This is a genomic window from Pseudoalteromonas sp. SR41-7 (genome assembly GCF_014163935.1).
In the GTDB taxonomy this organism is placed as follows: domain Bacteria; phylum Pseudomonadota; class Gammaproteobacteria; order Enterobacterales; family Alteromonadaceae; genus Pseudoalteromonas; species Pseudoalteromonas distincta.
Window position 1 is genome coordinate 214,161 of the sequence record NZ_JACJEF010000006.1, and the last position, 24,112, is coordinate 238,272.

Below are 24,112 nucleotides of genomic sequence, written 5' to 3' on the forward strand. Positions count from 1 at the left end.
AGGGCCGATATCGGCCCTTTTTAGTAAAAAGTGACGAGTATTAGTCTAAAACTTTTGAATCATTCGCTTTATTTAATAAGCTTCGGCTTTGTGTTAAAAAGTGCTCTGTTGAATCAGAAAAGTAAACTTTCGCCTGCGCAAAAGAATCAATAAGCGCTGCTTTATCTCCTGCTTTTAATTTTTCCAATGTACTTGCAAAAGTGTCTTGGTACTGTGCGAGTAGGCTCTCTACATCATCGAATTGCGCTAACATAATATCTGAGTACAACTCCGGCGACTGTGCAAATAAACGCCCTACCATCATCAGCTCTAATTGATAAATAGGTGACGAGCAACTACGTAACTCTTCTAGTGTATGACTTTGTTTTGCTAAAAACTGTCCGTACACAAATGTTGTTAAATGGCGCATTACCTGAATAATTTGCATTGCTTCGTCGTGCTTTTTAGCATCAAGCTCAACAAGCTGACAACCCCATACTTGTAACTGCTGTAACAAGCCTTTTGCCGCTTGGTGCTCTCGCCCTTCACATACAACGACTGTTTGTTTTACCCAGTGTGATATGTCAGGGCCAAACATAGGATGCAAACCCACCACAGGGCCACTGTGCGCAGCTTTTAGTGCTTTAATAGGCGATTGCTTTACCGATGTAATATCAACTAGTAAACAGTCATCATCTAGTTTAGGTAACTTAGCAACTACTGCGTCCAATGCATTAATTGGTACGCTAATCATTACCAGCTTGGCACCTTTTAAAATATTTTGCGCATCGTTTTGCTGATCTTTATCTAAAACTTTAACTTCGTAACCTGAGCGAATAAACTGCTGAGCAAATAGCTGCCCCATAGCACCTTGGCCACCTACAATAACAATTGGCGAAAGTTCTGGCGCTGCACATGCAAGTTTTGCTTGTTGGTTTTGATAGGCTTCTCGCATCATGCGTCTTAGTATATCTTCAACGAGATCGGGGCTTACATTTTGATTTATTGCTTCTTGCCTTCTTGCCGCTAATAGCTCTGCTTCACGATTAGGTGCATGTAAAGGCGCGCCTGTTTGTTGTTTTATCTCACCAATTTTTTGCGTAATACCATTACGTTTAGCGAGTAAGGCAACAAGTTGTGCGTCGCATTCATCTATACCTTCTCTCAGCTGTGCTAAATCACTTATGTCAGCCACGTTCATACCACCTTAAAAAACAAATAACGTAAATATAAATTTACATAAAAGTAAACTAATCAATACGATAAATACTAACAGGATCAGCTAACTGATAAAAGGCTAAAGCTTAAATTTTACTAATGAGGAAATAAGAATTGAGAATTGAGAATTGAGAAAATAATATTCTAAAACCAAAACGGGTTGCAACCCGAAGGATGCAACCCGTTTTTTTGCGTTGATAAACAGCGCGTATTAGTTAAGTTTTTCTCTAATACGTGCAGATTTACCAGAACGCTCACGTAGGTAGTAAAGCTTAGCACGGCGAACTGCACCGCGACGCTTAACTGCTACGCTATCAATAAGAGGGCTGTGCGTTTGGAATACACGCTCAACACCTTCACCGTTCGAAATTTTACGAACTGTGAATGCTGAGTGAAGACCACGATTACGCTTAGCGATTACAACACCTTCAAAGGCCTGTAGACGCTCTTTAGCACCTTCTTTTACTTTTACCTGTACAACCACTGTATCACCAGGGCCAAATGCAGGTACGTCTGTTTTAAGCTGCTCATCTTCAAGCGCTTTAATAATATTTTGGTTTACTTTTGCCATTATGTTTCTCACTTTCCTAGGTGTAACTGTCTTCTAGCCACAAGCTTTTTGGTACTCTTGCTGAAATTCTGCGAGTAATACCGCTTGCTCCTCAGTCAGAGCTAGGTTATGCAACAAGTCAGGACGTCGTAACCAAGTTCTACCTAATGACTGCTTAAGCCGCCACTTTGCTATCTCTTGGTGGTTTCCACTGAGTAATACAGCAGGAACCTGTTTGTCGTCCAATGTTTCTGGTCGTGTATAGTGTGGACAATCTAACAAGCCATCCGAAAACGAATCTTGTTCTGCTGACTGGTTATGACCTAACACACCTGGCACTAATCGCGCTACTGCATCAATTAATGTCATGGCAGGTAGTTCACCACCACTCAAAATAAAATCACCAATTGACCATTCTTCGTCAACATATGATTCTATTATTCTCTCATCTATACCTTCATAGCGACCGGCAATCAAAATCAGTTTATTAGAGTTAGCGAGTTCGCCAGCGCCCTGCTGATCAAGTTTGCGCCCTTGCGGGGACATATAAATTACTTTAGCGCCATCACCAGCTGCTTTTTTAGCTTCGGCAATCGCTTTTTTTAATGGCTCAACCATCATTAACATACCTGGTCCGCCCCCGTAAGGACGGTCATCTACGGTTCTATGCCTATCTAAAGCATAGTCTCGCGGATTCCAACAGTTAAAATCAATTAAACCATTTTTTACTGCGCGACCGGTAACACCTTGGTCTGTAATAGCGTCAAACATGTCTGGAAAAAGGCTTATCACCCCTACCCATAATGAACTAGTTTGCGTCATTAAAAACCAGGATCCCAATCTACGGTAATTTCTCTTGCATCGTATTTAACTTCTTTAATAACTGAATCAGTTAAAAAAGGAATCAAACGTTCAGCTTGACCAAATGCGTCTTTACTGTTTGCTTTCACAACTAGTACGTCATTTGACCCTGTCTCCATAAGGTCATCAACAATGCCTAAGCTATAACCTTTATCGGTTACAACAGACATGCCAATGAGATCTCGCCAATAGAACTCACCTTGCGGAAGTTCTGGTAAATGCGCTGCATCCATTGAGATTTCAGCATGGGTATAAGCCATTGCTTCGTCTCGGTCGTTTATCTGCGCAAATTTAGCGATAAAGCCTTTGTTGTGGCGACGCCAGTCGACCACTTCTAAGGACTGCCATTTACCTTGCTGCCCTATCAACCACGGGCTGAAATCGAAGATCCCTACGGGATCATCAGTAAATGAATGTACCTTAAGCCAGCCCTTTATACCATATGGGGCACCGAGCTTTCCTACGACAATTATTGATGAGGTGTTCTCTTGACTCATGGTTACACTTACGCCTATTAAGCCGCTTTACGAGCGTCTTTTACTAACTTAGCTACGCGATCTGAAAGAGATGCGCCCTGACCTACCCAGTGTTCAACACGTGGTAAATCTAAACGAATTTTTTCTTCTTGACCTGAAGCAATTGGGTTAAAAAAGCCTACTTTCTCGATGAAGCGACCGTCACGCGAGAAACGGCTATCCGCAACCACAATTTGATAGAAAGGGCGTTTTTTAGCGCCACCACGTTGCAAACGAATAGTTACCATACCGTCCTCTATAAAGATTGACTGTTTTCATTAATAAGATTTACTCCCCAGAATGGGGAGCTGGGGAATTGTACGAGTTTTTGGCAATAACGCAAGTAAGAAGTGAAGCAAAAAGACAGTTTAGTAGGTTAAACCGTGATCTCAACGACAAAATAGGGTTAAAGGTGTATTACATGCATAATTTATTCAACAAAAAAGGAGCTATTTGCTCCTTTAAATATGATTCGCTATTATTTTAAAAAATAACTCAAAAGTATTTTTTAAAACTTAGGACCACCGCCACCCATCATTCCAGGTGGTAACATGCCTTTCATACCGCGCATCATTTTAGTCATGCCGCCTTTACCTTTCATCTTTTTCATCATTTTTTGCATTTGCGTAAACTGCTTAAGCAACTTATTAATCTCTTGTACTTGTGTACCAGAGCCAGCTGCTATGCGTTTTTTACGCGAACCTTTAATGATTTCTGGACGTGCGCGCTCTTTTTTAGTCATTGAGCTAATAATAGCTTCCATTTGGATAAATGTTTTGTCACCCATTTGGCCTTTAACAGCATCTGGTAAGTTAGACATACCAGGGAGCTTATCAAGCATCGACATCATGCCACCCATATTTTTCATTTGCTTTAATTGATCAGCAAAGTCGTCAAGGGTAAAACCGGCACCTTTAAATACTTTTTCAGCAACTTTGGCAGCTTGCTCTTTATCTACTTTCATTTCGACTTCTTCGATTAATGAAAGTACATCACCCATACCTAAAATACGCGACGCTATACGGTCTGGATGAAAAGGCTCTAGTGCGTCAGTACGCTCACCCACACCCATAAATTTAATTGGTTTGCCTGTGATATGACGAATAGATAAAGCAGCACCACCACGTGCATCACCATCGGTTTTTGTTAATATTACACCGGTTAGTGGCAGGGCTTCGTCAAATGCTTTAGCTGTATTTGCCGCATCTTGACCCGTCATTGCATCAACAACGAATAAAGTTTCAATTGGGTTGATTGCTTTGTGAAGATCTTTAATCTCGTCCATCATGTTGCTGTCAACATGTAAACGACCTGCGGTATCAACAAGTACTACATCTATAAATTTCTTTTTAGCATGAGAAATTGCAGCGTTTGCAATATCCACTGGCTTTTGCGAAATATCACTTGGAAAGAAATCAACGTCAACTTCTGTAGCAAGCGTTTCTAGCTGTTTAATCGCAGCAGGGCGATAAACATCGGCACTTACTACAAGCACTGATTTCTTTTTGCGTTCTTTTAAAAACTTAGCAAGCTTAGCTACACTGGTGGTTTTACCCGCACCTTGCAGACCCGCTACCATAACAACGGCTGGCGGTTGTGCATTTAGGCTTAGCTCTTCATTGGCCTCACCCATTGCTTTTTCTAGTTCTTCACGCACTATTTTTATAAATACTTGGCCTGGGCTTAAGCTTTTTGTAACTTCAACCCCAACTGCACGTTCTTTAACTTGTTTTACAAACTCGCGAACAACAGGCAGTGCCACATCGGCTTCTAAAAATGCCATACGCACTTCGCGAAGTGTGTCTTTTATGTTGTCTTCAGTCAGACGGCCACGGCCACTGATATTTTTTAAGGTTTTACCTAATCGTTCTTGGAGGTTCTCAAACATGTAACGGTTCCGATAAGACGTTTATATCAATCCATTAAAATTTTACGGTTAGTTTGATTTTCAATTAACCAGGATTGACTTATTAAGTTTCAATTAAAAGTAGTATACCGTATATGGCGTCTTACAATACAGTGTTCAAGTGCACCTTGTTGAGTTTCTTTTTTTAAGGTCTATGCATTTGCTTTGCTATAAAATACAATGGCTATATAACAACAAGGATTATTTTGTCTCAAATTAAGTGGCCCAAGCACAATGCTGATTATTAGTTTAACTATTATTGCCAGTTTATTTTATGTGTTAGCAACGTCTCACGTGCTCTCACGCCTGTTTCATCAACAAGGCCCTAGCCAAAAGGTAACCGTCATATTGAGCACGGTTGCTATAGTGGCGCATATGCTGCTGTTAGTTAACTCTGTTTTTAGATCCGACGGTCAAGACCTAAGTATTGTAAACGTCTCCCTTTTAACATGCTGGGTTATTGTAGTTTCAGTAACAGCTGTGTCGCTAAAGTTCCCCGCCACTTTACTATTGCCCGTTGTTTATGGTTTTGGTGCTTTACTTACAATTGCCAGTTTATTTATTCCTCATCATATTTTACTGCAAAGCATTAATATTGAGGTTGGCTTAGTAACACACATTTCCTTATCCCTATTGGCCTACTGTATTTTAATTATTGCTACTTTATATGGTGTACAGTTCTACTTTATTGATAAACGTTTAAAACGTAAAGATTTAGCAATTGTGCATAGTCACCTTCCGCCTTTGATGGTTGTTGAGCGCCAGCTTTACCAACTCCTTAATTTAGGCACCATATTACTCACGTTCGCATTACTCTCGGGGTTTGTATTTCTTGATGGGATGTTTGCTAAAGAGTTCATTCATAAAACGATATTGTCGTTAGTTGCGTGGGCTATTTTTGCCATTGTAGCCATCGGGCATATGAAAAAGGGTTGGCGCGGTAAACCTGTGGTTATTACGATCATGGTCGCTGCATTTGTCCTCACACTCGCATATTTTGGCAGCCGTTTCATACAAGAAGTGATACTAAATAAGTTTTAACTTGACTCTGCTTGCTCACTCTAGCTTAATACGCATTGATTTATAAGAAAAGGATCCATCGTTGGACGACATATCGACAAGTACCCTATTTATCATTTTAGGTTTTTTGGTGCTTTTTTCTGCTTATTTTTCTGGTTCAGAAACCGGAATTATGTCAATCAATCGTATACGCCTGCGACACCTCGCTAAAGAGGATCATCGTGCAGCTAAACGAGTCAGTAAATTACTTAGCCGTCCAGATAGGCTCATCGGTTTAATCTTAATTGGCAATAATCTTGTCAATATAGCTGCAGCTCAAGTTGCTACCATTATAGGTATTCGCCTTTACGGTGACCTTGGTATTGCTATCGCTACGGGTGTGTTAACTTTAGTCGTGCTTATATTTGCCGAAGTAACACCTAAAACTCTTGCTGCCCTCTATCCTGAAAAAGTTGCTTTTCCAAGCTCAATAATACTTAAAGGGTTACTAAAAATTCTTTTTCCTTTTGTTGTTATCGTTAACTGGATGACCAACGGGATATTGCGATTATTTGGTATTAGTGCCGCTCAAATCGACGAGCACAGCATGAGCAAAGAAGAATTAAAAACAGTGCTCAATGAGTCAGGCGCACTTATCCCTGCTCGCCATCAAAGTATGCTGACCTCAATTTTAGATTTAGAGCAAGTAACCGTTGAAGATATCATGATCCCACGCAACGAAATTGTGGCTATTGATATTAATGATGATTGGAAACTAATTAGTCGCCAGCTTACCCATGCACAACATACTCGCGTGTTATTGTATCGCGACAATATAGATGACGCAGTAGGCTTTATTCACTCTCGAGATGCACTTCGTCTACTTACAAAAGAGCAATTTGATAAACCATCTTTGCTGCGTGCTGTACGCGAAATTTACTTTATCCCAGAGGGAACATCACTTAACACTCAGCTGTTAAAGTTTCAGCAGTCTAAAGAGCGTATTGGCTTAGTAGTAGACGAGTATGGCGATATTCAAGGTTTAGTAACGCTTGAAGATATTTTAGAAGAAGTTGTTGGCGATTTTACAACTACACAAACTCGTACGCCAAGCGAAGAAGTAGAAACACAAACTGATGGCTCTTGTATTGTAGATGGCGGCGCTAACGTACGCGATTTAAATAAAGAGATGGGTTGGGATTTCCCACTAGACGGCCCAAAAACTTTGAGTGGTTTAATTGTTGAATACTTAGAAGATATTCCCGATGCAAATATTAGTCTACGTATTGCGGGCTACCCTATTGAAGTACTTGAAGTAAAAGAGAATATGATAAAACAGGTGAAGATTCAGCCTAATAAGCGTTCTCGCTAAGTATAAAAGGAGCCGATTGGCTCCTTTTTTATATCCATTAATAACTCTCTAGCCGAATATAAGACGTTCAAACCAACCTTTATCAAGCTCGTCTTCACAGCGCATTAATTGCGCGCCATAACGGCTCGCTCTGTGTTTAACTTTATTTGCTACACCCATTAACCACTTTTTCTTTTTATATGTGCCACGCTTATAGCCACCCCAACCTTCATGATAATTAAGGTATTGTGCGTAAGCATCCCATTTAGAGATTTTATTTACTTTATGCGTTTTATAAACAAACCACGCCATAAAGTCGATTGCATCGTCAAAGTCGTCTCTATCAGCACCATTGTTGCCTGTTTCACGAATATAATCTGACCATGTTGGTGTTTTAGCCTGTGAGTAACCATAAGCATCACTTGCGCGACCGGTTGGAATTATCCATAAGAAGTACTTCATAGGCGGAGCGGCATCATGCTTAAATGAGCTTTCCTGGTACATCATACTCATGAGTACATGCTTAGGAGAACCCCATTTTTCTTGCGCATCTTTTGCGTCAAAATACCAATCAGGTTTTTCTTCAAAGATTTTACATAGATCGTTAGGTTGTTTTGGAGGGGCTGTAGCACAACCAGCTAAAGTAATGGCAAGAGATAAAATAATTGCATTTTTTTTCATTTTTCTAAGATCTCACAGAACTTTTCTAAAAAGTGTGGGTCTGACTCAATGAATGCAGCAGTACAGCATTAGTTCATCCCTGAATATATATTTACGCAGCCTACTTAGGCTGCGTTTTTTTGCTTAAATTTTACTAAGTATTAAGATTATTTACCGCCAAAATACGCATCTAAAAAGGCGGTAAATGACTGAGTATCTGCTTGCTCAATTGCAGTTTGTGCTTCGTTAGACTCTACAACTTGTTGTTCCAGCCAAGGCTTTAAAAACTCACTGTAATCAGTGTCTGCGTGGCTTTGTTTGTATTTATTAGCCAGTGCTAGTGCAAAGTGACCGTTGTCTAAACCAGACTCTTTTAATTGCGACACGTAACGTCCAGAATAAGTAAGCTCTGGATTATGCACCCACGTTGCCATGCGCTTTATAGTATCGGAGTAATAATTAACACCATAAGCATTATCCATCCATTTAGCGACATCAGTGAGCTGTGCAAATATTTCATCGCCCCACGACTGAAGACTACGCTGTGTGTTATTAAAGTTAAGCATTAGCCCTTCTTCTCGACCTTGATTGACTACTGTGTCGAGGTTTTCAGTACTGCGTGCTTGTTCTTTCCAATCCATTGGAGCTGAATCTTTTAATAAACAATACGTTAAAAACACATCTAAAAAGTGAATTTGCTCAATATCAATACCAACTTCGCTAAACGGATTAACGTCTAATGCGCGAATTTCTACGTATTCAATGCCTGCTCGAAGCAGTGCATCCGTTGGCGTTTCGCCACTTTTAGCATTACGCTTAGGACGAATTGGCGAGTAAAATTCGTTTTCAATCTGCAGAATATTTTTATTTAACTGCTTAGGGTTTTCACTCTTATAGTCATCAAGATCACCATAAATTTCTGATGGTGTGTTGATTGCTTTTTTAAGGCCTGCTACATATTCATCTAACGAGTTATACATTACGCGTAGTGACGACTGAGCGCTATTCGTATAACCTAAATTGCCTAAACGCAGTGCCGTACCAACTTCTAAGTAAAGTGTACCTTTACCTAGTTTTTTAAATGGTAAATCGGTTTTTCGACCTTGTAAAAATGAGTTACACAATGCTGGCGATGCACCAAACATGTAACTTATTAGCCATAGTTCGCGTTTAAAGTTACGAATAAGCGCTAAATAACCTTCTGAAATAAAATCTTGAAGGCTTGCATTGCTTTTTTGTAACGAATGAAGCGATTGCCAAAGCGTATCTGGGAATGAAATATTAAAGTGAACACCTGCAATTGCTTGCATCATACTTCCGTAACGATTTTTTAATCCTTCACGGTATAGTGTTTTCATTTGACCAGTATTTGAACTACCAAATTGAGCTAAAACAATATCATCTTGGTGTTCAATAAAGCATGGCATACTAATAGGCCAAAGCAGTTCATCGTCCATCTTTTCTAGAGTGAACTTTTGAAGATCTTTTAATTGCTTAAGAGTTTGCGTTGACGACTCACTAACTGGAGTAATAAATTCAAGTAAAGATTCAGAAAAATCAGTTGTGATATGGCCATTAGTTAATGCACTGCCCACCCCTTCTGGGTGGCCTTTAGGTGATATAGCACCATTCTCTTGTATTCTCAGCGACTCTCGCTCTATGCCACGTTTAATGCCTTTAACTGCATGTTGGTGCTCATTTACTGATAACGCTTCAAGTGCGTTAGCTAAATCATGTGTTGTCAAAAAATCTTTCCTCGGGCCACGTGGCTTAATCATAAGGTTATGGGGACTAATTACTTAGACTCAAGATTAATACCAATTTTTATTGAAAATATGATCATTGTATCGCATTAAATAGCGCACTGACTGCGTTAAAAATTATTCATATAGAACAACTATATGTCATAATTTTCGACGTGCTATTGTGCTATTGTGCTATTTTCTTAGCGCTATAATAGATCACTTATTTAATGCAACTGGTATAAATTGCTAAGAACTATATAACTTTCAAATTTAATAATTATTTCCCCACTTTATACATGCGCTTAATATGACCAACATCATTATATTAAGTCGTAATATTGCCATTGCTATGTGCATTATACAAATGCTTTAAATACGTATTTAACTAAAATCAAATAAGTAAAATATCAGCTTAAAGTAATAGACCGGAACTTATGCAAAATCAGTTCAATTTAGCTGTCCGGTATTTAAACTTGATCTAGATCAATAAATACAATTATTTGTCTTATGAGCATAGAAGGAAGGACGCTATTTTTTGCTTTGTAGAGTGTAAGCAATATAATGACTGCAACAATAAAGGATGATAATAAATACAATGCACAATGATAAAAGCTTAAAAAATGAAGAAGTATACTTTGATGAATCACAAGAGCTGGTTTCCACTACTGATCTTAAAGGTGTAATAACATACGTCAATCAAGCGTTTTGTGCTGTAGCAGGATATAGCGCACAAGAGCTTATTGGTCAGCATCATAATATTGTTCGCCACCCTGATATGCCAAAAGCAGCCTTTAAAGAAATGTGGGCAACATTAAAACAAGAACACTCGTGGCGCGGTATGGTTAAAAACCGCTGTAAAGATGGCCGCTATTACTGGGTAGATGCCTTTGTAACCCCCATTTTTGAACATGGCCGACTTGTTGGTTATCAATCTGTAAGAACCAAAGCAAACTCTCAACTTAAGCAACGTGCACAAACACTTTACAACAAAATAAATACCAACAAGTCATTATTTAAACTACGAGAACACACCACAATAAGACAAAGCCTTACTTTTATAAGCCTATTATTTTGGCTGATTTTTATTGCTGTTGCGGCATCAATCACCATTGCTGCAATTAGCCTATTTATTTGTGCTTTAGTTATTGTGCTAAATTATGACGAACTCATTGTTACCCCTAAAATATTACGCGAACAAAAAGCAAAAGCCGATTCAATCTCTCGTTATATTTACAGCGGCCATACACCGCACAGCGTAAGTGATTATAGAGAGCAAATGCTAAGTGCAAAATTGCGCACCGTCCTTGGCCGTATGAAAGACTCAACATTAAGCTTTAATGGCATCGCAACTGATTTAGACAAACAATCAACACTCACCGAAAAAGGGATTTCTTCACAAGGTGAGCGTTTAGAACAAATTGCATCAGCGATGACTCAAATGAGTTCTACCATTGGTGAAATATCAGTAAATACCGCTCAAACAGCGGATAAAGTGAATAACACCCATCAAAGTTGCTCAGAGATAAAAGACCACATTGCTGATAATAGTAAAATGGTATCTGACTTAGCTTCTCAAGTAGAACAAGCAGCAAATACAGCCACCAGCTTGGCCTCTGAAGCAGATAAAATTGGTAAGGTAATGAGTGAAATAGAGGGAATTGCCGATCAAACTAACTTACTTGCTCTTAATGCAGCGATTGAAGCAGCTAGAGCGGGAGAACATGGTCGAGGCTTTGCAGTAGTCGCCGATGAGGTAAGGACCCTTTCGTCACGTACTCAAAATGCTACAACACAAATCCACAGTTCTATTAAAGAAATACAAGATACTTTATTTAGCTGGTCCAAAGTAATGCAAAGCACTAAAGCACAAGCCGATAACTGTGTTTTGACAACCGATAAAACTCAAGTTGAACTTGAGGGAATTTTTATCCAAATCAGTGAAATATCTCACTTGGCAATACAAATATCATCCGCTGCAGAAGAGCAACAAATGGTTAGTAACGACATTAGTAATAATGTTTCGCAAATTAAAGATTTTGGCGATAACAACTTAAGTTTAAGCTTTAATGTGGCAAAAGGTGCAGCTGAGCTTGTTGAAGGCTCACGTAGAGTGAATGATTTGTTACTAACCTTTAAAGTTTAACAAACATAAAAAAGCCGCTATTTTAGCGGCTTTAGAGTTTAATTATTTACAATCAGCGTTTGGTAAATACCAAAGAGTCGTCATTTGCATCAATAACAATCACGCTACCTGGTATGTAGTCCCCATTAAGTAGCTTTTGTGCTAGCGGATTTTCAATCGTTTGCTGAATAGCACGCTTAAGCGGGCGTGCACCGTACACAGGATCAAACCCACTTGCTGCAATTCGCTCAAGTGCAGCATCGCTTATTTCAAGCAGATACCCCATCTCTGTTAAACGCTCACGTAATTTCATTAACTGAATATCAGCTATTTCTTTTATATGCTCGTTTGCTAACGGGTGGAATACAACAGTCTCGTCAATACGGTTAATAAACTCAGGTCTAAACTCATTAATCAATACTTCCATTACTTTAGCTTTAAGGGTCGTATAGTCATTATTCCCCGCTTGTTCTTGGATAATATCTGAGCCTAAATTTGATGTCATGATAATAACAGTATTTTTAAAATCAACGGTTCTACCTTGTCCGTCAGTTAATCGGCCATCATCTAACACTTGCAGTAAAATGTTAAACACATCTGGGTGTGCTTTTTCTATTTCATCAAGCAATATAACTGAGTAAGGTTTACGACGAACAGCTTCTGTTAAATAACCGCCCTCTTCATAACCCACATAACCTGGAGGTGCGCCCACTAGGCGTGCAACTGAGTGCTTTTCCATAAACTCAGACATGTCGATACGTACCATGGCATCTTCGGTATCAAACATAAAACCTGCCAGTGCTTTTGTAAGCTCGGTTTTACCCACACCTGTTGGACCTAAAAACAAGAAAGAACCAATTGGGCGATTAGGATCTGCAAGTCCTGCACGTGAGCGTCGTATTGCGTTAGCAACAGCAACGACCGCTTCATCTTGCCCTATTACTTTACTGTGTAACTTATCTTCCATTTGCAGCAGCTTTTCACGCTCACCTTGTAGCATTCTTGCAACAGGAATACCTGTCCAGCGAGATAAAATTTCAGCAATTTCATCCTCACCTACTTGGTTCTTAAGCAGAGTCATTTCTTGCATTTCAGCTTGTGAGGCTAAATCAAGTTTTCGTTCAAGTTCTGGAATTCGCCCATATTGCAGCTCTGACATACGCTGTAAATCACTTGCTCTTCGCGCTACATCTAAATCTAATCTTGCTTGTTCAAGTTCGGCTTTAATTACTTGTGTACCTTGAAGCGATGCTTTTTCAGCATTCCAAATTTCATCTAGCTCACGATATTGTCCATCAAGGTCGGTGATCAACTCTTGCATTTCAGTGCGACGTTTTTGACTCGCCTCATCTTTTTCTTTAGCAAGTGCATTATCTTCTAATTTTAATTGGATAATACGACGCTCAAGCTTATCTAACGACTCTGGTTTTGAATCAATTTGTAATCGAATTGAAGAACCCGCTTCGTCAATTAAATCAATTGCTTTATCTGGTAACTGACGATCGCTAATGTAGCGGTGAGATAACTGCGCCGCAGCAACTATCGCGGGATCAGTAATTTCTACTGAATGATGTAGCTCATATCGCTCTTTTAAGCCACGCAATATTGCAATGGTATCTTCAACCGACGGCTCTTCAATGAGTACCTTTTGGAATCGACGCTCAAGTGCTGCGTCTTTCTCTATATATTTACGGTATTCATCAAGCGTGGTTGCGCCAACACAGTGTAACTCACCGCGTGCTAAAGCAGGTTTTAGCATATTACCCGCATCCATTGCGCCATCACTTTTGCCTGCACCCACAATAGTGTGTATTTCATCAATAAATAAAATAACTTGGCCTTCTTCTTTAGCCAATTCGTTTAACACTGATTTTAAACGCTCTTCAAATTCACCGCGATATTTAGCGCCCGCAACTAGTGCTCCTAAATCAAGCGATAAAACACGTTTGTTTTTTAATCCTTCAGGTACTTCACCATTAATAATACGCTGTGCTAAACCTTCTGCTATTGCTGTTTTACCAACACCTGGCTCACCGATTAATACAGGGTTATTTTTAGTACGGCGCTGTAATACTTGAATCGTGCGGCGAATTTCGTCATCACGACCAATAACAGGGTCAAGCTTACCTTGCTCTGCTCGCTCAGTTAGATCAATCGTGAACTTTTCAAGCGCTTGGCGTGTTTCTTCGGCATTTGGGTCATCAACTTTTTGACCACCACGAATCGCTTTAATTGCTGTTTCAATTTTAGTGGAGGTAATATTTAACGATCTGAATATATCGCCAAGTGGACCTTTATCGTCGCATGCTGCCAGTACAAACAATTCACTTGATATGTATTTGTCTTTGCGTTTTTGCGCATACTTGTCACATAGGTTAATAAGTGAAGCCATATTATTTGATAGCTGCACGTCGCCACCTACACCTTCTACTTTAAATAGTTTTTCTATTTCTTGAGAAAGCTTGGTGTTAAGTTCATCTGCGCTGACCCCCGTTTGTGCAAATAACGCGCGCACACTGGAGCCGCTTTGCTGCAGTAGTGAATACATTAAATGTACGGGTTCAATAAATTGATGGTCGCGGCCAAGGGCTAGCGATTGCGCATCAGAAAGCGCAGATTGAAATTTACTTGTAAATCTATCTAAACGCATGGTGTTACCTATTAAATAATCTAATTGCTTAATTAATGGGTATGTTTAGGTGTTTGTTCAAGGTGTAGAGAGAAATATAATAGCTAAAGGTGCTAATTACTTGCGCCAGATCAAACTTGCCATACGTCCGGTTTGCCCATCCCGTCGATAAGAAAAAAATAAGTCACTTTGAGAGACTGTACAATAGTCGCCGCCTGTAATATTTTTAACGCCTTGCTGGGTAAGTAAAGTACGCGCAATGCCATAAATATCAGCAAGAAATTTGCCATTAGCTCGTGGTGTAAATGCTTGAATAAATGAAGAAGACCTTTTTTGAAATAACTCAAACACTTCAGCGCCAACCTCAAATTGAGTTGGCCCAATTGCAGGCCCTAGCCAAGCATTTATATTTTCATACTTTGAGCTAAAACATTCTAAAGTATTTTTAATAATTCCCTGCTCAAGCCCCCGCCAGCCACCATGTATAGCTGCAACTTCCTTTTCATCATCACTCACTAATAAAATAGGTAAGCAATCGGCAGTCATGATAGCCAAAGGCTGATTTAATAACTGAGTATAAAGCGCATCAGCATTGTGTAACTTATTAGAGTCAAAATGTTCATCAACAATAACAACATCAGAGCTATGAACTTGATTTAGCCACACGGCAGGTTTAGGTAAGTGTTTGGTTAATAGTGAGCGGTTTTTTGATACATGATCTTGATTATCTCCAACATGGTATCCCAAATTGAAACTTTTAAATGGGTTTTTTGAAACACCACCTCCACAAGTAGTACTTAACGTTCCTACTTTATGAAGGTTTTGCCATGTCGCTGACAATAAGTGCATTATCTATCGATATCAGGATTAGCTTTAGTATCTTCACGTAGTGCATGTGTCATAGCAACCATATCATCAGGGATAGGTGCTTGCCATGTCATCATTTCACCCGTGATTGGATGCGCAATGCTCAATTTTACAGCATGTAGTGCTTGGCGTCTAAAGCTACGAAGTAACTCGAATAACTCTGGTGTTGCACCTTTAGGTGGACGCGGACGGCCGCCATAAGATTGATCGCCAATTAGCGGATGATTTAAATGTGCCATGTGCACACGAATCTGGTGAGTACGGCCTGTTTCTAAACGCAAACGTAAACGAGTATGAGCACGGAACTTTTCAGCAACACGATAATGTGTAATTGCCGGCTTACCCATTTCATGTACGGCCATATGCGTACGCTGCGTAGGATGGCGGCCAATTGCTTTTTCAACCATACCACCAGCAGTCATGGTGCCATTACACAGTGCTTCATATTCACGAGTGAAATTTTCGCGCTTTTGTAGTGCTTTCACTAAATGCGTTTGGGCCTGAATCGTTTTAGCTACAACCATTAAACCGGTCGTGTCTTTATCTAAACGATGTACAATACCTGCGCGTGGCACGTTAATTATTTCAGGGTAGTAATGTAGCAATGCGTTTAGCACTGTTCCATTAGGGTTACCCGCACCTGGGTGAACCACTAGGCCCATTGGTTTATTAATTACCAAAATATCATCGTCTTCATAAACAATGTTTAATTTGATATCTTGTGCTTCGTATTCGCGTGGTGCTTCAATTGTTGTTTCAACACTTACAACTTCACCACCTAGTAGTTTTTCGCGTGGAGTGTTGAAAATTTCACCGTCTACAGTGATTTTATCATCCAAAATCCACGTTTTTATACGAGAACGTGAATAATCAGGGAACAATTGTGCTAATACTTGGTCTAGACGTTTACCACCTAATTCGGTTGGAACGTCGGCTTGAAGAGAAATTTGCTCTGACATTAGTAACTTTACCCAATTTACCAGTGCAAGCTTTGCTCGACTGGGTTAGAATCGCTTTTAATAAAAGCATAATATAATACGCATAGTTTACTCGGTTTTACCGACTTGGCCTAGCCGAAGACATCGAAGGTAACAAATAAAATGATAAATAAAATAGGGAAACGTGCATTTGCCATTGTTTTTTCAGTTTCTGTACTTAGTTTAGGCGCTTGTTCGTCTGCTCCAGACCAAGAAGACATTCAACGTGTACCGAATAAGTCTGCACACGCTTTATATGAAGATGCAAAAGAAACGCTAGATTCTGGTTTATATGCTCGTGCAATTGAACTTTTGAGTGCTATAGACTCTCGCTACCCATTTGGCCCATTCTCTAAGCAAGTACAAATGGACTTAGTCTATGCACATTATCAATCAGGTAATACTGAACAAGCACTTGCAACCATTGACCGCTTTATTCGCTTAAACCCAAATCATAAAGATTTAGACTACATGTATTACATGCGTGGTTTAGTAAATATTAAAGCAGATAAAAATGCGTTCCAAGAGTACTTTGGTGTAGATAGAGCCGACCGTGATGCTAACCGTACTCGTGTTGCATTTACAGATTTATCGACATTAGTAAAACGTTTTCCTAAAAGTGATTACGCGCCTGAAGCTAAGCGTCGTTTAGTGTGGCTTTTAAACCGTATGGCACGTTATGAATTAAAAGTAGCAACTTACTATTACGAACGTGAAGCTTATTTAGCTGCTGCTAATAGAGGTAAGTTTGTTGTTGAGCATTATTCACAAAGCAGTTACTTAGATCCCGCGCTTGAAATGATGGAGAAAAGTTACGACCAATTAGGTTTAACTGAGCTTAGTGAGCACGCAAAGCAAACACGAAAACTAAATAAAAGAACTAAATAAATAAAAAAGGCGCTTACTAAAGCGCCTTTTAACTACATAGAAAAACAAGCTTAAATCGCTTCTTCATCTTCCTCAGCAGTACGAATACGTATTACACGCTCAACATCTGTGACAAATATTTTACCATCACCGATTTTTCCTGTTTGCGCCGTTTTTACAATAACTTCAATTGCACGGTCTACATCTTCATCAGTCAATACAATATCAAGTTTTACTTTAGGTAAAAAATCGACCATATACTCTGCGCCACGATATAGCTCTGTGTGACCTTTTTGACGTCCAAAGCCTTTAACTTCGCTTACCGTCATCCCCGTAATACCTACATCAGACAACGCTTCACGCACATCATCTAACTTAAAAGGTTTAATAATTGCTTCTATTTTTTTCATATTAATTACTTTTGAAAGCTTCAGTTGCCTCGATTTTAGACAATCATAGTGTTCATAGCAAACAAAGCAATTGAATTACGGTGATAAAACAACCGATCGTGATATAATTTATTATATAAAAATAGCTATACTTAAATGACTAGCAGTAAATGAGATTAATATGAAAAACAAACAAAACGGGTTCACCCTTTTAGAACTCATGGTAACCGTAGCTATCGTTGGCATTATTGCATCAATTGCGATTTGGAATAGCAGCGATATGCTAGAAGAAAATAGAGCTGAGAATTTTTTGTTGGAATTAAAAAGAAATATTAGCTACGCCCGTGCTCAAGCTGCAAGTACAGATGAAATAGTCATTGTATGCCCTGCTCCCAATACAGTTACAAGTAGTAGCTCAAGTCTCACATGCCAAAGTGAATGGGCATCAACTAATACCGTTATTTTATTTATAGATACTGATAATGACGGAAGTTATAAAAGCGCAAATGATAGTCTATTACGTGTAATGTCAGAAACTCCGTCTAGCGATAGAATAAAATTCTCTGGTAATAATAGCCTTCGGTTTAATACGAGCGGTCGTATTACGACAAGTTTAGCTGGCTCAGGTAGCTTTACGGGCTTTGTATACTGCCCCAATAATGACAACGAAAACAATAAAGCGCTGAATGTATCAGTATCTGGTACTGCTTTTTACCTTGGTGACACCACTGAAAAGTGTGATTAAAAAACGTACAATTATATCTTGTCATATTTGTATCATTTACTAGACTGAGTTAATCATTTATTAACTCAGGTCTTCAAGGATGAGATTATCAATATCAAAAAGTAAGGGAGTAACACTTCTCGAATTAATGGTATCTATGGCTGTTGTCAGTATTATCAGCCAATTATCTATGTGGTTTTACCCAGATTTTTTAGCTAAAAACCGCTTAGATAACCACGTAAACCTCCTACACCGAAATATAAATTATGGCCGTTTATATGCCATTGAAAATACTACTTACGTCACGCTTTGTGCACTAAAAGACAGTCAATGTAAAAAAGACGAGTGGAATGGCCAAATGTCACTCTTTATCGACAAAGATAAATCAACCTCGTTAGATGATGATGAACTACTCTTAAGTACTTTTGAAGAGATCCATGAAGCTGACAGTCTTAAATACCCTCGCAGCGCAATTACGTTTCGTCCTGATGGTTCTTTGAATGGTTTTCAAAATGGTACTTTTATATATTGCCCCAACAGCAATAAGGCCAACCTCGAGGGGTTGGCCTTATCAGTAAGTCAGACTGGCAGAATACGTATTAAATCAACTGATAAGTGCCAGAAGAAGTAATCTAGGCTATCGACCCCAGCAATAACCAATATCGGTGTCTCCTTTAGACCCTTTTGCACCTTTGAGACCAATATCAGTGATTGAAAGCTCTTTACAATCAGTATCTCCTTTTACAGCACCGTCTATAGGCTTAGCTGTAATAGTGAAGGTATTACTATCAACTACGCTGATAGATAGTTCAAAGTGACCATTTTCGGTTTTACTTTGTAGCCCTAAGTCAGTAAAGGATTGCGTATACTCACGATTATCTACAAAATATTGCTCCTCTTTGTTTGCAGCATCTAACAATGCTGCAGCAGCTTCAGCGCGCGAAGCACGCTTTACATATTCTGTATAATTGGGCAATGCAATTGAAGCAAGTATGCCTACAATTGCAACCGCTATCATCAGCTCAATTAAGGTAAACCCATGTTGTTTCTTCATTTAATTTCCTTAATTATTAACTTCGTCATTTTCTTCACGTTTATAGATATATGTTTGTTGAGTTTTAAAGCCAAACCCTACAGCATTGTCATTAACCAATACAACTTTACCATCAACAATTGTTAAACCGGGGCCCTTTATCTCAACAGGCTTCATTGGGTTTTCAGCATTTTCACCTTTGATACCCGGCCCAATTAGATAAAACTGACTTTCTTGTGTTACGTCAACTGTTGGGTTGTCATCACACTTACCATCTCCATTACCATCTACGCATGAAGGGCCTTCGCCAAAGTATAACTGAGGTGTATCTGGTACATCATAGCTGGTTGTAAATTTAAGGTCGTCATACACTTTCGTACCATAATGTAGGTGAAATGCGTATAAAGAACCACCACCACCACTTAGGGAACATTGGTTTTCAGTCGATGTATCTGATGCAGGTGTGAAACTTGTAAAATAAGCAACACCTCCAACAACTGTAGCAGCAGCTAGTGATTTTTCACCCGTTCCTAACTCATATCTCCAACCATTAAATTTAGCCAAGTCGACTTCTAAGTCAACAAAATCATCAACGTCATCTAGAGCATTACCAAATGGGTCTGAATTCATTTGCATCAAATCAGCAGGTACAATAGTATCCGGTGCATTCGTTTTATATGATTTAGTAACTGTATTTTCATCTCTGATCATAAACAGTTGATCTTTTTCATTGGTACCGGTTGGTTTTGAGCGGTTACCACTACCAATAACTATTGCATCATACGGCGTATCTAAGCGTGTTATAACGGTACTACCATCAACGGTTGTCTCGCTTACTTTACTATAAATGGTTCGTGCAACGAGTGGTTTGTAAAAAAAGCGTCTGTCCTCAGTTGCTTTATTACTGCCAAGCTCAGCTAATTTAAAGTGACTAAATTCACTAGTACTAGTGCCTGGCATATCTATACGCCAAATATCTCCACCAGTATCTGCCGCATAAATTCGGTCTATATATCCATCATAATCTGAGTCAAGCGTGGTAATATCTGCAGCAATACTATGCTTACCTTTAAAGCCATTAATATCGGGTGTTAATGCCCATACTCTTTTACCTGTTTCTGCTTCAACAATGTAAATACCTCGCCCTGTACTATCTTCACTTTTAATCACCGCATCTTTGTTTGTATCGTACCCAGCACCAAAAATTAATAAAGGCTTGTCACCAAATGCTTTAATGTAGGCTATTTGCGGTTTTGACCATGTTTGCGCAAGCTCTTTAAAATCACCTTTTCCGCCTTCTATTGGTGCGCTCCATAGTTTTTTAGGCTGATCGGGATTTGTTATATCCAGTGCGTAGTAGTTTTTACCACCTCGACGCATTCCTGCAAAAGCCCATACTTCATCATCACCACTCGCATCAATAATCCCGTCGTTTAAACCATCGCTATTTAAGTTTTTATTATTAAAATAAACGCTGATTGGACCATCCATACCATATTTTTTACCCGTTTCTTTGTTGCGCAGCGGTTGAATAATGCTGTACAGATCTGAGGGTATAAATGCCCAGCTTTCAGATACTTCATTATTTGTATCATCGTCTTTAAACATATGCAAAAAGCCAGCATTGGTACCAATAAGAATACGAATATCATCATTACCGTAATCAAGCGCAACAGGCTTTGAATGCAGAGGATCACCAAAAATATCATCTCTTTGATCCGTGGTATCGTTATCGTTATCTTCATCATCAACATCAATACCCATAGCCCATTTAATATCTGAACTAGATAAGCTAATTGGGTTATTAGTTATTAAATCAAGAATGTCACTAACAATCGATGTAGTAAATCGTACTATATCGCCTTGTTTATCTGTATATAGTGTTCTTCGTTCTTCTGCGTTGGTTCCTGTTAAGGTACTTAGTTGATAATTAACGCCACCTTGTGCTACTAAGTTCCCATCTGCTGACTTACCATCAGGAAGCCAAAATGTTTTTGCATCAGTGTCTATCAAACCATTAGAATCAAGCGCTACATTGCCTGTTGAATCAACTATGTTACTACCCGATACCTTTAACTTTTTTAAGTTACCGCCCCAGCGGGTATTTGTCTCTGGGTAAAACATTGCAAAATAAATAGCATCTCGACTACGGGTTTGATCTACGTTGTTACTAGCAACGGACGGCGATGAAAAGCTATCATTTACTTCACGAATACGAGAAATTGCACTGTTTAATGATTCAGAAAGCTCATCTGGCGTACTTGCGGGCAAGTTTTCACCACCACCTAAAGAAGCGGCCCTACGTAAAAGCTCTTGTCCACTCGCGCTCATACCAGAGCCAAAACCGATAGTATATAAACGGCCTGTTTCATGAATATCGGGAGTCGACGGGTATAAATCAACAGTAGTATCACTTGTACCATGAATAATTTTAGCCATTTGGTGTAGGTAACTACTGTAGTAACTATCCGTATTCCAGTTTAATCCTTCCCCAAAGTACTTCTCATGCTCTGCACTAATTTGGCTGTCACTATCATTATCGCCAGATGGGTCACCATCCGTCATATAAATGATATTTATTGAATTATCACAACGTTTAGCTTCTGCTGTACTATCTGCAAAAGGTGATATATAGGTATAATTCGTTTCAGGTACATAATATGTATTACATACCTGATAGCGATTTCGTCCCCGACCAGCCCAGTAACAATATTGATTTTCAACTTGGACAGTAGAGGAACTTTCTACACTCGTATCACGCTCTATTATTGAAGCTTCAAGCCCGTACTGAACTCCTTGCCCAGTAATATATAAATAAGCTTCCCAAAGAGTTTCTGTTAAAGGGGTCCCCCCAGCAGCAGGTAAAGCAGCAAGTGAATTTCGTATAATTGTAGAATCTTTACCAACTCCATTAACTATATAACCACCGTCTGTGGCTTTAAAGCGCATTAAACCAAAGTCGATAGTATCTTCGTTATCGGTAATAACTTTATTCATCGCAAACTGTGCTGCAGCTAATCGACTATCAGAACATAAAGCCCAACCTCCACTCGAATATTGCCCACAATTACTACCTGTACTTGATGAAAAAGCCATGCTTCCTGATGTATCAAAAATCAGTAATACTCGAGGTTTTTCTTCAACATCCACATCATGATTAACATAAAGCTCTATATCTTCAGCATAAACTGACGCACTTATTGTTAAGCCAAGTAAAGAGGCTAACACTTTGTTTAATTTTAATTTCATATTAAATCCCCTTACTTATGCTAGCCATTTCTTGCGCTACACCTGTAACAATGGTTAGTTCATGCTTACTTTTAGAGCCATATTCTATTGTCGTGGCGACCTGTAACATATTGCACGATATACCTGCAGTAAAATTAAAGCGTCGAGGACACTCTAGGTCAAGCGCACCTTTGTTTAGATTAACCATTTTGCTTTGCATACCATCATGTGTTGCGATCACCATGCCTTCTTTATCAGAGGCTGCAATCGAAGTGACTTCATCTGGACTCAAAAAAAACTGATTATTCGCACCTTTATTTGCTTCATCAGAAATCATGCGCTGTACTTCGCCAATAAGTTCATTTTCGGCCACTTCACGCTCTTGCGCTGCATTGGTAATTTTAATATCAATACTACTACTGCTCATAAGGGTCACCGCTATACCCGTCACTGCAATTACCATTATTAGAGCAGTGATCAGTACTACACCCTGCTGCTTTTTCTGTGATTGTTTTAAATACGCCATAAATTTGATCCAACATTATTTAATCGAATAGTCGTGGTAAACACTGTGCGTCTGAAACTATCTGTGAATTTCAATTCACGCTTGTTTTCATCTTCACCTAATATGTAAGTTTGGTTTTTAATTTTAACCCCAGGGTCTGGCTCCAATGCGCGTATTAATAAAAATACCTGTACTGTTAAAATACCCTTTCGATTTTCCCAATCAGTGTGCTCCATACTTTTAATACTTCGGTATGTATCTACACGATTGTCGCTGTTTGTATCGAGACCAAAAACAAACCGCATGTTTTCGACACCTTCCATAATAGTTTCTGTGGTGATATTTCCACCAACTAAGCGCTTTCTCATTAATGCAGGTACAGTTAGGTTCTTGTTATTTACTTTATATGTTTGCTCTGAAATATAATAAACATGATGGCTATACGGCCAAATAGAGGCATTAACAGAACTTCCTGTAATTTCACCTCGCTTGAATTGAGCTCTCTCTTGCTCCGCTATGAAATAGTTTTCACTCGTTTGAGTCTCAGCTTCAGTTAATTGATCACCTTGTAAAAACTTTAACTGAATAATATCGGTACCTTTTACTGGACTCGTTACGCAGTTTAGTTCTTTTGAAGCATCTGCAACCTTCGCATAAATAGTTCTAAAGTTACTCGCAGTTGCCAAATCAGGAAAACTACCGTTATTTAGTCCTTCGAAACAGTCATTTAGCGGGTTTGATAATGCTTCTGTGTTTACCGAAGTAAAAGAATCATCATAGTAAGTGCCCCAAAAGCCAATTTGCTCAATATCACGTTGCATTATGTTAATTGCAAGGCGTCCTGATTCTTGAAGTTCACCAATAGTCATCGTATCTTTAGTGGTTACTTTCATACCTATATAGGTAAACATAACGCCGCCTAAAATTAACCCACCAATAAATAATGAAATCATCATTTCTACAAGTGTAAAACCTTTTTGCTTCATG

General features: G+C 39.1%; 22 protein-coding genes. 6 read left to right on the plus strand and 16 right to left on the minus strand.

Going from position 1 to position 24,112, the window contains the following annotated elements:
• Nucleotides 1-40 precede the first annotated feature (40 nt).
• The 6 genes from tyrA to ffh form a co-directional block, all read right to left on the minus strand.
• Nucleotides 41-1,174: a bifunctional chorismate mutase/prephenate dehydrogenase gene (gene tyrA, locus H5092_RS10675; protein ID WP_002962944.1), complete on the minus strand. Its 1,134-nt coding sequence runs from the start codon at nucleotides 1,172-1,174 to the stop codon at nucleotides 41-43.
• 234 nt (nucleotides 1,175-1,408) lie between these two features.
• Nucleotides 1,409-1,768 carry a 50S ribosomal protein L19 gene (rplS, locus tag H5092_RS10680; protein ID WP_002962189.1) on the minus strand — a complete coding sequence of 120 codons (360 nt, stop codon included), beginning with the start codon at nucleotides 1,766-1,768 and terminating at the stop codon, nucleotides 1,409-1,411.
• A gap of 33 nt (nucleotides 1,769-1,801) precedes the next feature.
• Nucleotides 1,802-2,569, minus strand: a complete 768-nt coding sequence (trmD, locus tag H5092_RS10685) for a tRNA (guanosine(37)-N1)-methyltransferase TrmD (protein WP_182733474.1) — start codon at nucleotides 2,567-2,569, stop codon at nucleotides 1,802-1,804.
• Nucleotides 2,569-3,105 (minus strand): ribosome maturation factor RimM, encoded by a 537-nt coding sequence (gene rimM, locus H5092_RS10690; protein WP_024596584.1) that lies wholly within the window; start codon nucleotides 3,103-3,105, stop codon nucleotides 2,569-2,571. Before rimM ends, trmD begins: the two co-directional genes overlap by 1 nt.
• A 17-nt stretch (nucleotides 3,106-3,122) precedes the next feature.
• Nucleotides 3,123-3,371 (minus strand): 30S ribosomal protein S16, encoded by a 249-nt coding sequence (gene rpsP, locus H5092_RS10695; RefSeq protein ID WP_002962192.1) that lies wholly within the window; start codon nucleotides 3,369-3,371, stop codon nucleotides 3,123-3,125.
• A 260-nt stretch (nucleotides 3,372-3,631) separates the two neighbouring features.
• Nucleotides 3,632-5,011: a signal recognition particle protein gene (ffh, locus tag H5092_RS10700; RefSeq protein WP_002962194.1), complete on the minus strand. Its 1,380-nt coding sequence runs from the start codon at nucleotides 5,009-5,011 to the stop codon at nucleotides 3,632-3,634.
• Nucleotides 5,012-5,263: 252 nt separating this feature from the next.
• Here ffh and H5092_RS10705 point away from each other — a divergent pair, with 252 nt between their 5' ends.
• Nucleotides 5,264-6,070: an inner membrane protein YpjD gene (locus H5092_RS10705; RefSeq protein ID WP_002962197.1), complete on the plus strand. Its 807-nt coding sequence runs from the start codon at nucleotides 5,264-5,266 to the stop codon at nucleotides 6,068-6,070.
• A 61-nt stretch (nucleotides 6,071-6,131) separates the two neighbouring features.
• A complete protein-coding gene (locus tag H5092_RS10710) occupies nucleotides 6,132-7,400 on the plus strand; it encodes an HlyC/CorC family transporter (RefSeq protein WP_002962198.1) in 1,269 nt (422 codons plus the stop codon).
• Between the two features lie 48 nt (nucleotides 7,401-7,448).
• On the opposite strand, the gene H5092_RS10715 is transcribed toward H5092_RS10710, so the two are convergent.
• Together H5092_RS10715 and gshA are read right to left on the minus strand one after the other, a co-directional pair.
• Complete coding sequence (locus H5092_RS10715; RefSeq protein ID WP_182733475.1) at nucleotides 7,449-8,060, minus strand: transglycosylase SLT domain-containing protein; 612 nt, start codon at nucleotides 8,058-8,060, stop codon at nucleotides 7,449-7,451.
• A 146-nt stretch (nucleotides 8,061-8,206) separates the two neighbouring features.
• Nucleotides 8,207-9,784 carry a glutamate--cysteine ligase gene (gene gshA / locus H5092_RS10720; protein WP_182197979.1) on the minus strand — a complete coding sequence of 526 codons (1,578 nt, stop codon included), beginning with the start codon at nucleotides 9,782-9,784 and terminating at the stop codon, nucleotides 8,207-8,209.
• A gap of 595 nt (nucleotides 9,785-10,379) precedes the next feature.
• Here gshA and H5092_RS10725 point away from each other — a divergent pair.
• Entirely contained in the window at nucleotides 10,380-11,927 is a 1,548-nt protein-coding gene (locus H5092_RS10725) for a methyl-accepting chemotaxis protein (RefSeq protein ID WP_002962204.1), read from the plus strand.
• A 52-nt stretch (nucleotides 11,928-11,979) separates the two neighbouring features.
• Here H5092_RS10725 and clpB read toward each other — a convergent pair whose 3' ends face one another.
• The 3 genes from clpB to rluD all read right to left on the minus strand — a co-directional run bounded on the left by clpB (nucleotide 11,980) and on the right by rluD (nucleotide 16,361).
• Nucleotides 11,980-14,556: an ATP-dependent chaperone ClpB gene (gene clpB / locus H5092_RS10730; RefSeq protein WP_165723615.1), complete on the minus strand. Its 2,577-nt coding sequence runs from the start codon at nucleotides 14,554-14,556 to the stop codon at nucleotides 11,980-11,982.
• Between the two features lie 96 nt (nucleotides 14,557-14,652).
• Nucleotides 14,653-15,384: a peptidoglycan editing factor PgeF gene (pgeF, locus tag H5092_RS10735; protein WP_182733476.1), complete on the minus strand. Its 732-nt coding sequence runs from the start codon at nucleotides 15,382-15,384 to the stop codon at nucleotides 14,653-14,655.
• Entirely contained in the window at nucleotides 15,384-16,361 is a 978-nt protein-coding gene (rluD, locus tag H5092_RS10740; RefSeq protein ID WP_149594281.1) for a 23S rRNA pseudouridine(1911/1915/1917) synthase RluD, read from the minus strand. The genes pgeF and rluD overlap by 1 nt, the downstream gene beginning before the upstream one ends.
• A 141-nt stretch (nucleotides 16,362-16,502) precedes the next feature.
• Between rluD and H5092_RS10745 the strand changes: the two genes are divergently transcribed.
• Nucleotides 16,503-17,267 (plus strand): outer membrane protein assembly factor BamD, encoded by a 765-nt coding sequence (locus H5092_RS10745; protein WP_002962210.1) that lies wholly within the window; start codon nucleotides 16,503-16,505, stop codon nucleotides 17,265-17,267.
• Between the two features lie 50 nt (nucleotides 17,268-17,317).
• Here the strand turns inward: H5092_RS10745 and glnB are convergent, their stop codons facing one another.
• Nucleotides 17,318-17,656, minus strand: a complete 339-nt coding sequence (glnB, locus tag H5092_RS10750) for a nitrogen regulatory protein P-II (protein WP_002962211.1) — start codon at nucleotides 17,654-17,656, stop codon at nucleotides 17,318-17,320.
• 160 nt (nucleotides 17,657-17,816) lie between these two features.
• Between glnB and H5092_RS10755 the strand changes: the two genes are divergently transcribed.
• Both H5092_RS10755 and H5092_RS10760 read left to right on the plus strand, forming a co-directional pair.
• Nucleotides 17,817-18,380 (plus strand): GspH/FimT family pseudopilin, encoded by a 564-nt coding sequence (locus H5092_RS10755; RefSeq protein WP_024603774.1) that lies wholly within the window; start codon nucleotides 17,817-17,819, stop codon nucleotides 18,378-18,380.
• Between the two features lie 79 nt (nucleotides 18,381-18,459).
• Nucleotides 18,460-18,990: a GspH/FimT family pseudopilin gene (locus H5092_RS10760; RefSeq protein ID WP_182733477.1), complete on the plus strand. Its 531-nt coding sequence runs from the start codon at nucleotides 18,460-18,462 to the stop codon at nucleotides 18,988-18,990.
• A 6-nt stretch (nucleotides 18,991-18,996) separates the two neighbouring features.
• Here H5092_RS10760 and H5092_RS10765 read toward each other — a convergent pair whose 3' ends face one another.
• Genes H5092_RS10765 through H5092_RS10780 form a run of 4 tightly spaced genes read right to left on the minus strand, consistent with a single transcriptional unit; the run spans nucleotide 18,997 to nucleotide 24,111 of the window.
• Complete coding sequence (locus H5092_RS10765) at nucleotides 18,997-19,413, minus strand: type IV pilin protein (protein WP_024596576.1); 417 nt, start codon at nucleotides 19,411-19,413, stop codon at nucleotides 18,997-18,999.
• 9 nt (nucleotides 19,414-19,422) lie between these two features.
• A complete protein-coding gene (locus H5092_RS10770; RefSeq protein ID WP_182720529.1) occupies nucleotides 19,423-22,641 on the minus strand; it encodes a PilC/PilY family type IV pilus protein in 3,219 nt (1,072 codons plus the stop codon).
• 1 nt (nucleotide 22,642) lies between these two features.
• Nucleotides 22,643-23,146 carry a hypothetical protein gene (locus H5092_RS10775; protein ID WP_024596574.1) on the minus strand — a complete coding sequence of 168 codons (504 nt, stop codon included), beginning with the start codon at nucleotides 23,144-23,146 and terminating at the stop codon, nucleotides 22,643-22,645.
• Nucleotides 23,134-24,111: a PilW family protein gene (locus tag H5092_RS10780; protein WP_182712589.1), complete on the minus strand. Its 978-nt coding sequence runs from the start codon at nucleotides 24,109-24,111 to the stop codon at nucleotides 23,134-23,136. The genes H5092_RS10775 and H5092_RS10780 overlap by 13 nt, the downstream gene beginning before the upstream one ends.
• Nucleotide 24,112: the final 1 nt, after the last annotated feature.

Excerpts from the sequence above, each read along its gene's own strand:
- H5092_RS10755 (WP_024603774.1), top strand. The coding sequence starts at position 17,817 with ATGAAAAACAAACAAAACGGGTTCACCCTTTTAGAACTCATGGTAACC.
- H5092_RS10760 (WP_182733477.1), top strand. The coding sequence starts at position 18,460 with ATGAGATTATCAATATCAAAAAGTAAGGGAGTAACACTTCTCGAATTA.
- rplS (WP_002962189.1), bottom strand. The coding sequence starts at position 1,768 with ATGGCAAAAGTAAACCAAAATATTATTAAAGCGCTTGAAGATGAGCAG.
- rimM (WP_024596584.1), bottom strand. The coding sequence starts at position 3,105 with ATGAGTCAAGAGAACACCTCATCAATAATTGTCGTAGGAAAGCTCGGT.
- H5092_RS10705 (WP_002962197.1), top strand. The coding sequence starts at position 5,264 with ATGCTGATTATTAGTTTAACTATTATTGCCAGTTTATTTTATGTGTTA.
- H5092_RS10775 (WP_024596574.1), bottom strand. The coding sequence starts at position 23,146 with ATGGCGTATTTAAAACAATCACAGAAAAAGCAGCAGGGTGTAGTACTG.
- H5092_RS10745 (WP_002962210.1), top strand. The coding sequence starts at position 16,503 with ATGATAAATAAAATAGGGAAACGTGCATTTGCCATTGTTTTTTCAGTT.
- H5092_RS10770 (WP_182720529.1), bottom strand. The coding sequence starts at position 22,641 with ATGAAATTAAAATTAAACAAAGTGTTAGCCTCTTTACTTGGCTTAACA.
- rluD (WP_149594281.1), bottom strand. The coding sequence starts at position 16,361 with ATGTCAGAGCAAATTTCTCTTCAAGCCGACGTTCCAACCGAATTAGGT.
- pgeF (WP_182733476.1), bottom strand. The coding sequence starts at position 15,384 with ATGCACTTATTGTCAGCGACATGGCAAAACCTTCATAAAGTAGGAACG.
- clpB (WP_165723615.1), bottom strand. The coding sequence starts at position 14,556 with ATGCGTTTAGATAGATTTACAAGTAAATTTCAATCTGCGCTTTCTGAT.
- trmD (WP_182733474.1), bottom strand. The coding sequence starts at position 2,569 with ATGACGCAAACTAGTTCATTATGGGTAGGGGTGATAAGCCTTTTTCCA.
- H5092_RS10715 (WP_182733475.1), bottom strand. The coding sequence starts at position 8,060 with ATGAAAAAAAATGCAATTATTTTATCTCTTGCCATTACTTTAGCTGGT.
- H5092_RS10725 (WP_002962204.1), top strand. The coding sequence starts at position 10,380 with ATGCACAATGATAAAAGCTTAAAAAATGAAGAAGTATACTTTGATGAA.
- ffh (WP_002962194.1), bottom strand. The coding sequence starts at position 5,011 with ATGTTTGAGAACCTCCAAGAACGATTAGGTAAAACCTTAAAAAATATC.
- glnB (WP_002962211.1), bottom strand. The coding sequence starts at position 17,656 with ATGAAAAAAATAGAAGCAATTATTAAACCTTTTAAGTTAGATGATGTG.
- rpsP (WP_002962192.1), bottom strand. The coding sequence starts at position 3,371 with ATGGTAACTATTCGTTTGCAACGTGGTGGCGCTAAAAAACGCCCTTTC.
- H5092_RS10780 (WP_182712589.1), bottom strand. The coding sequence starts at position 24,111 with ATGAAGCAAAAAGGTTTTACACTTGTAGAAATGATGATTTCATTATTT.
- H5092_RS10765 (WP_024596576.1), bottom strand. The coding sequence starts at position 19,413 with ATGAAGAAACAACATGGGTTTACCTTAATTGAGCTGATGATAGCGGTT.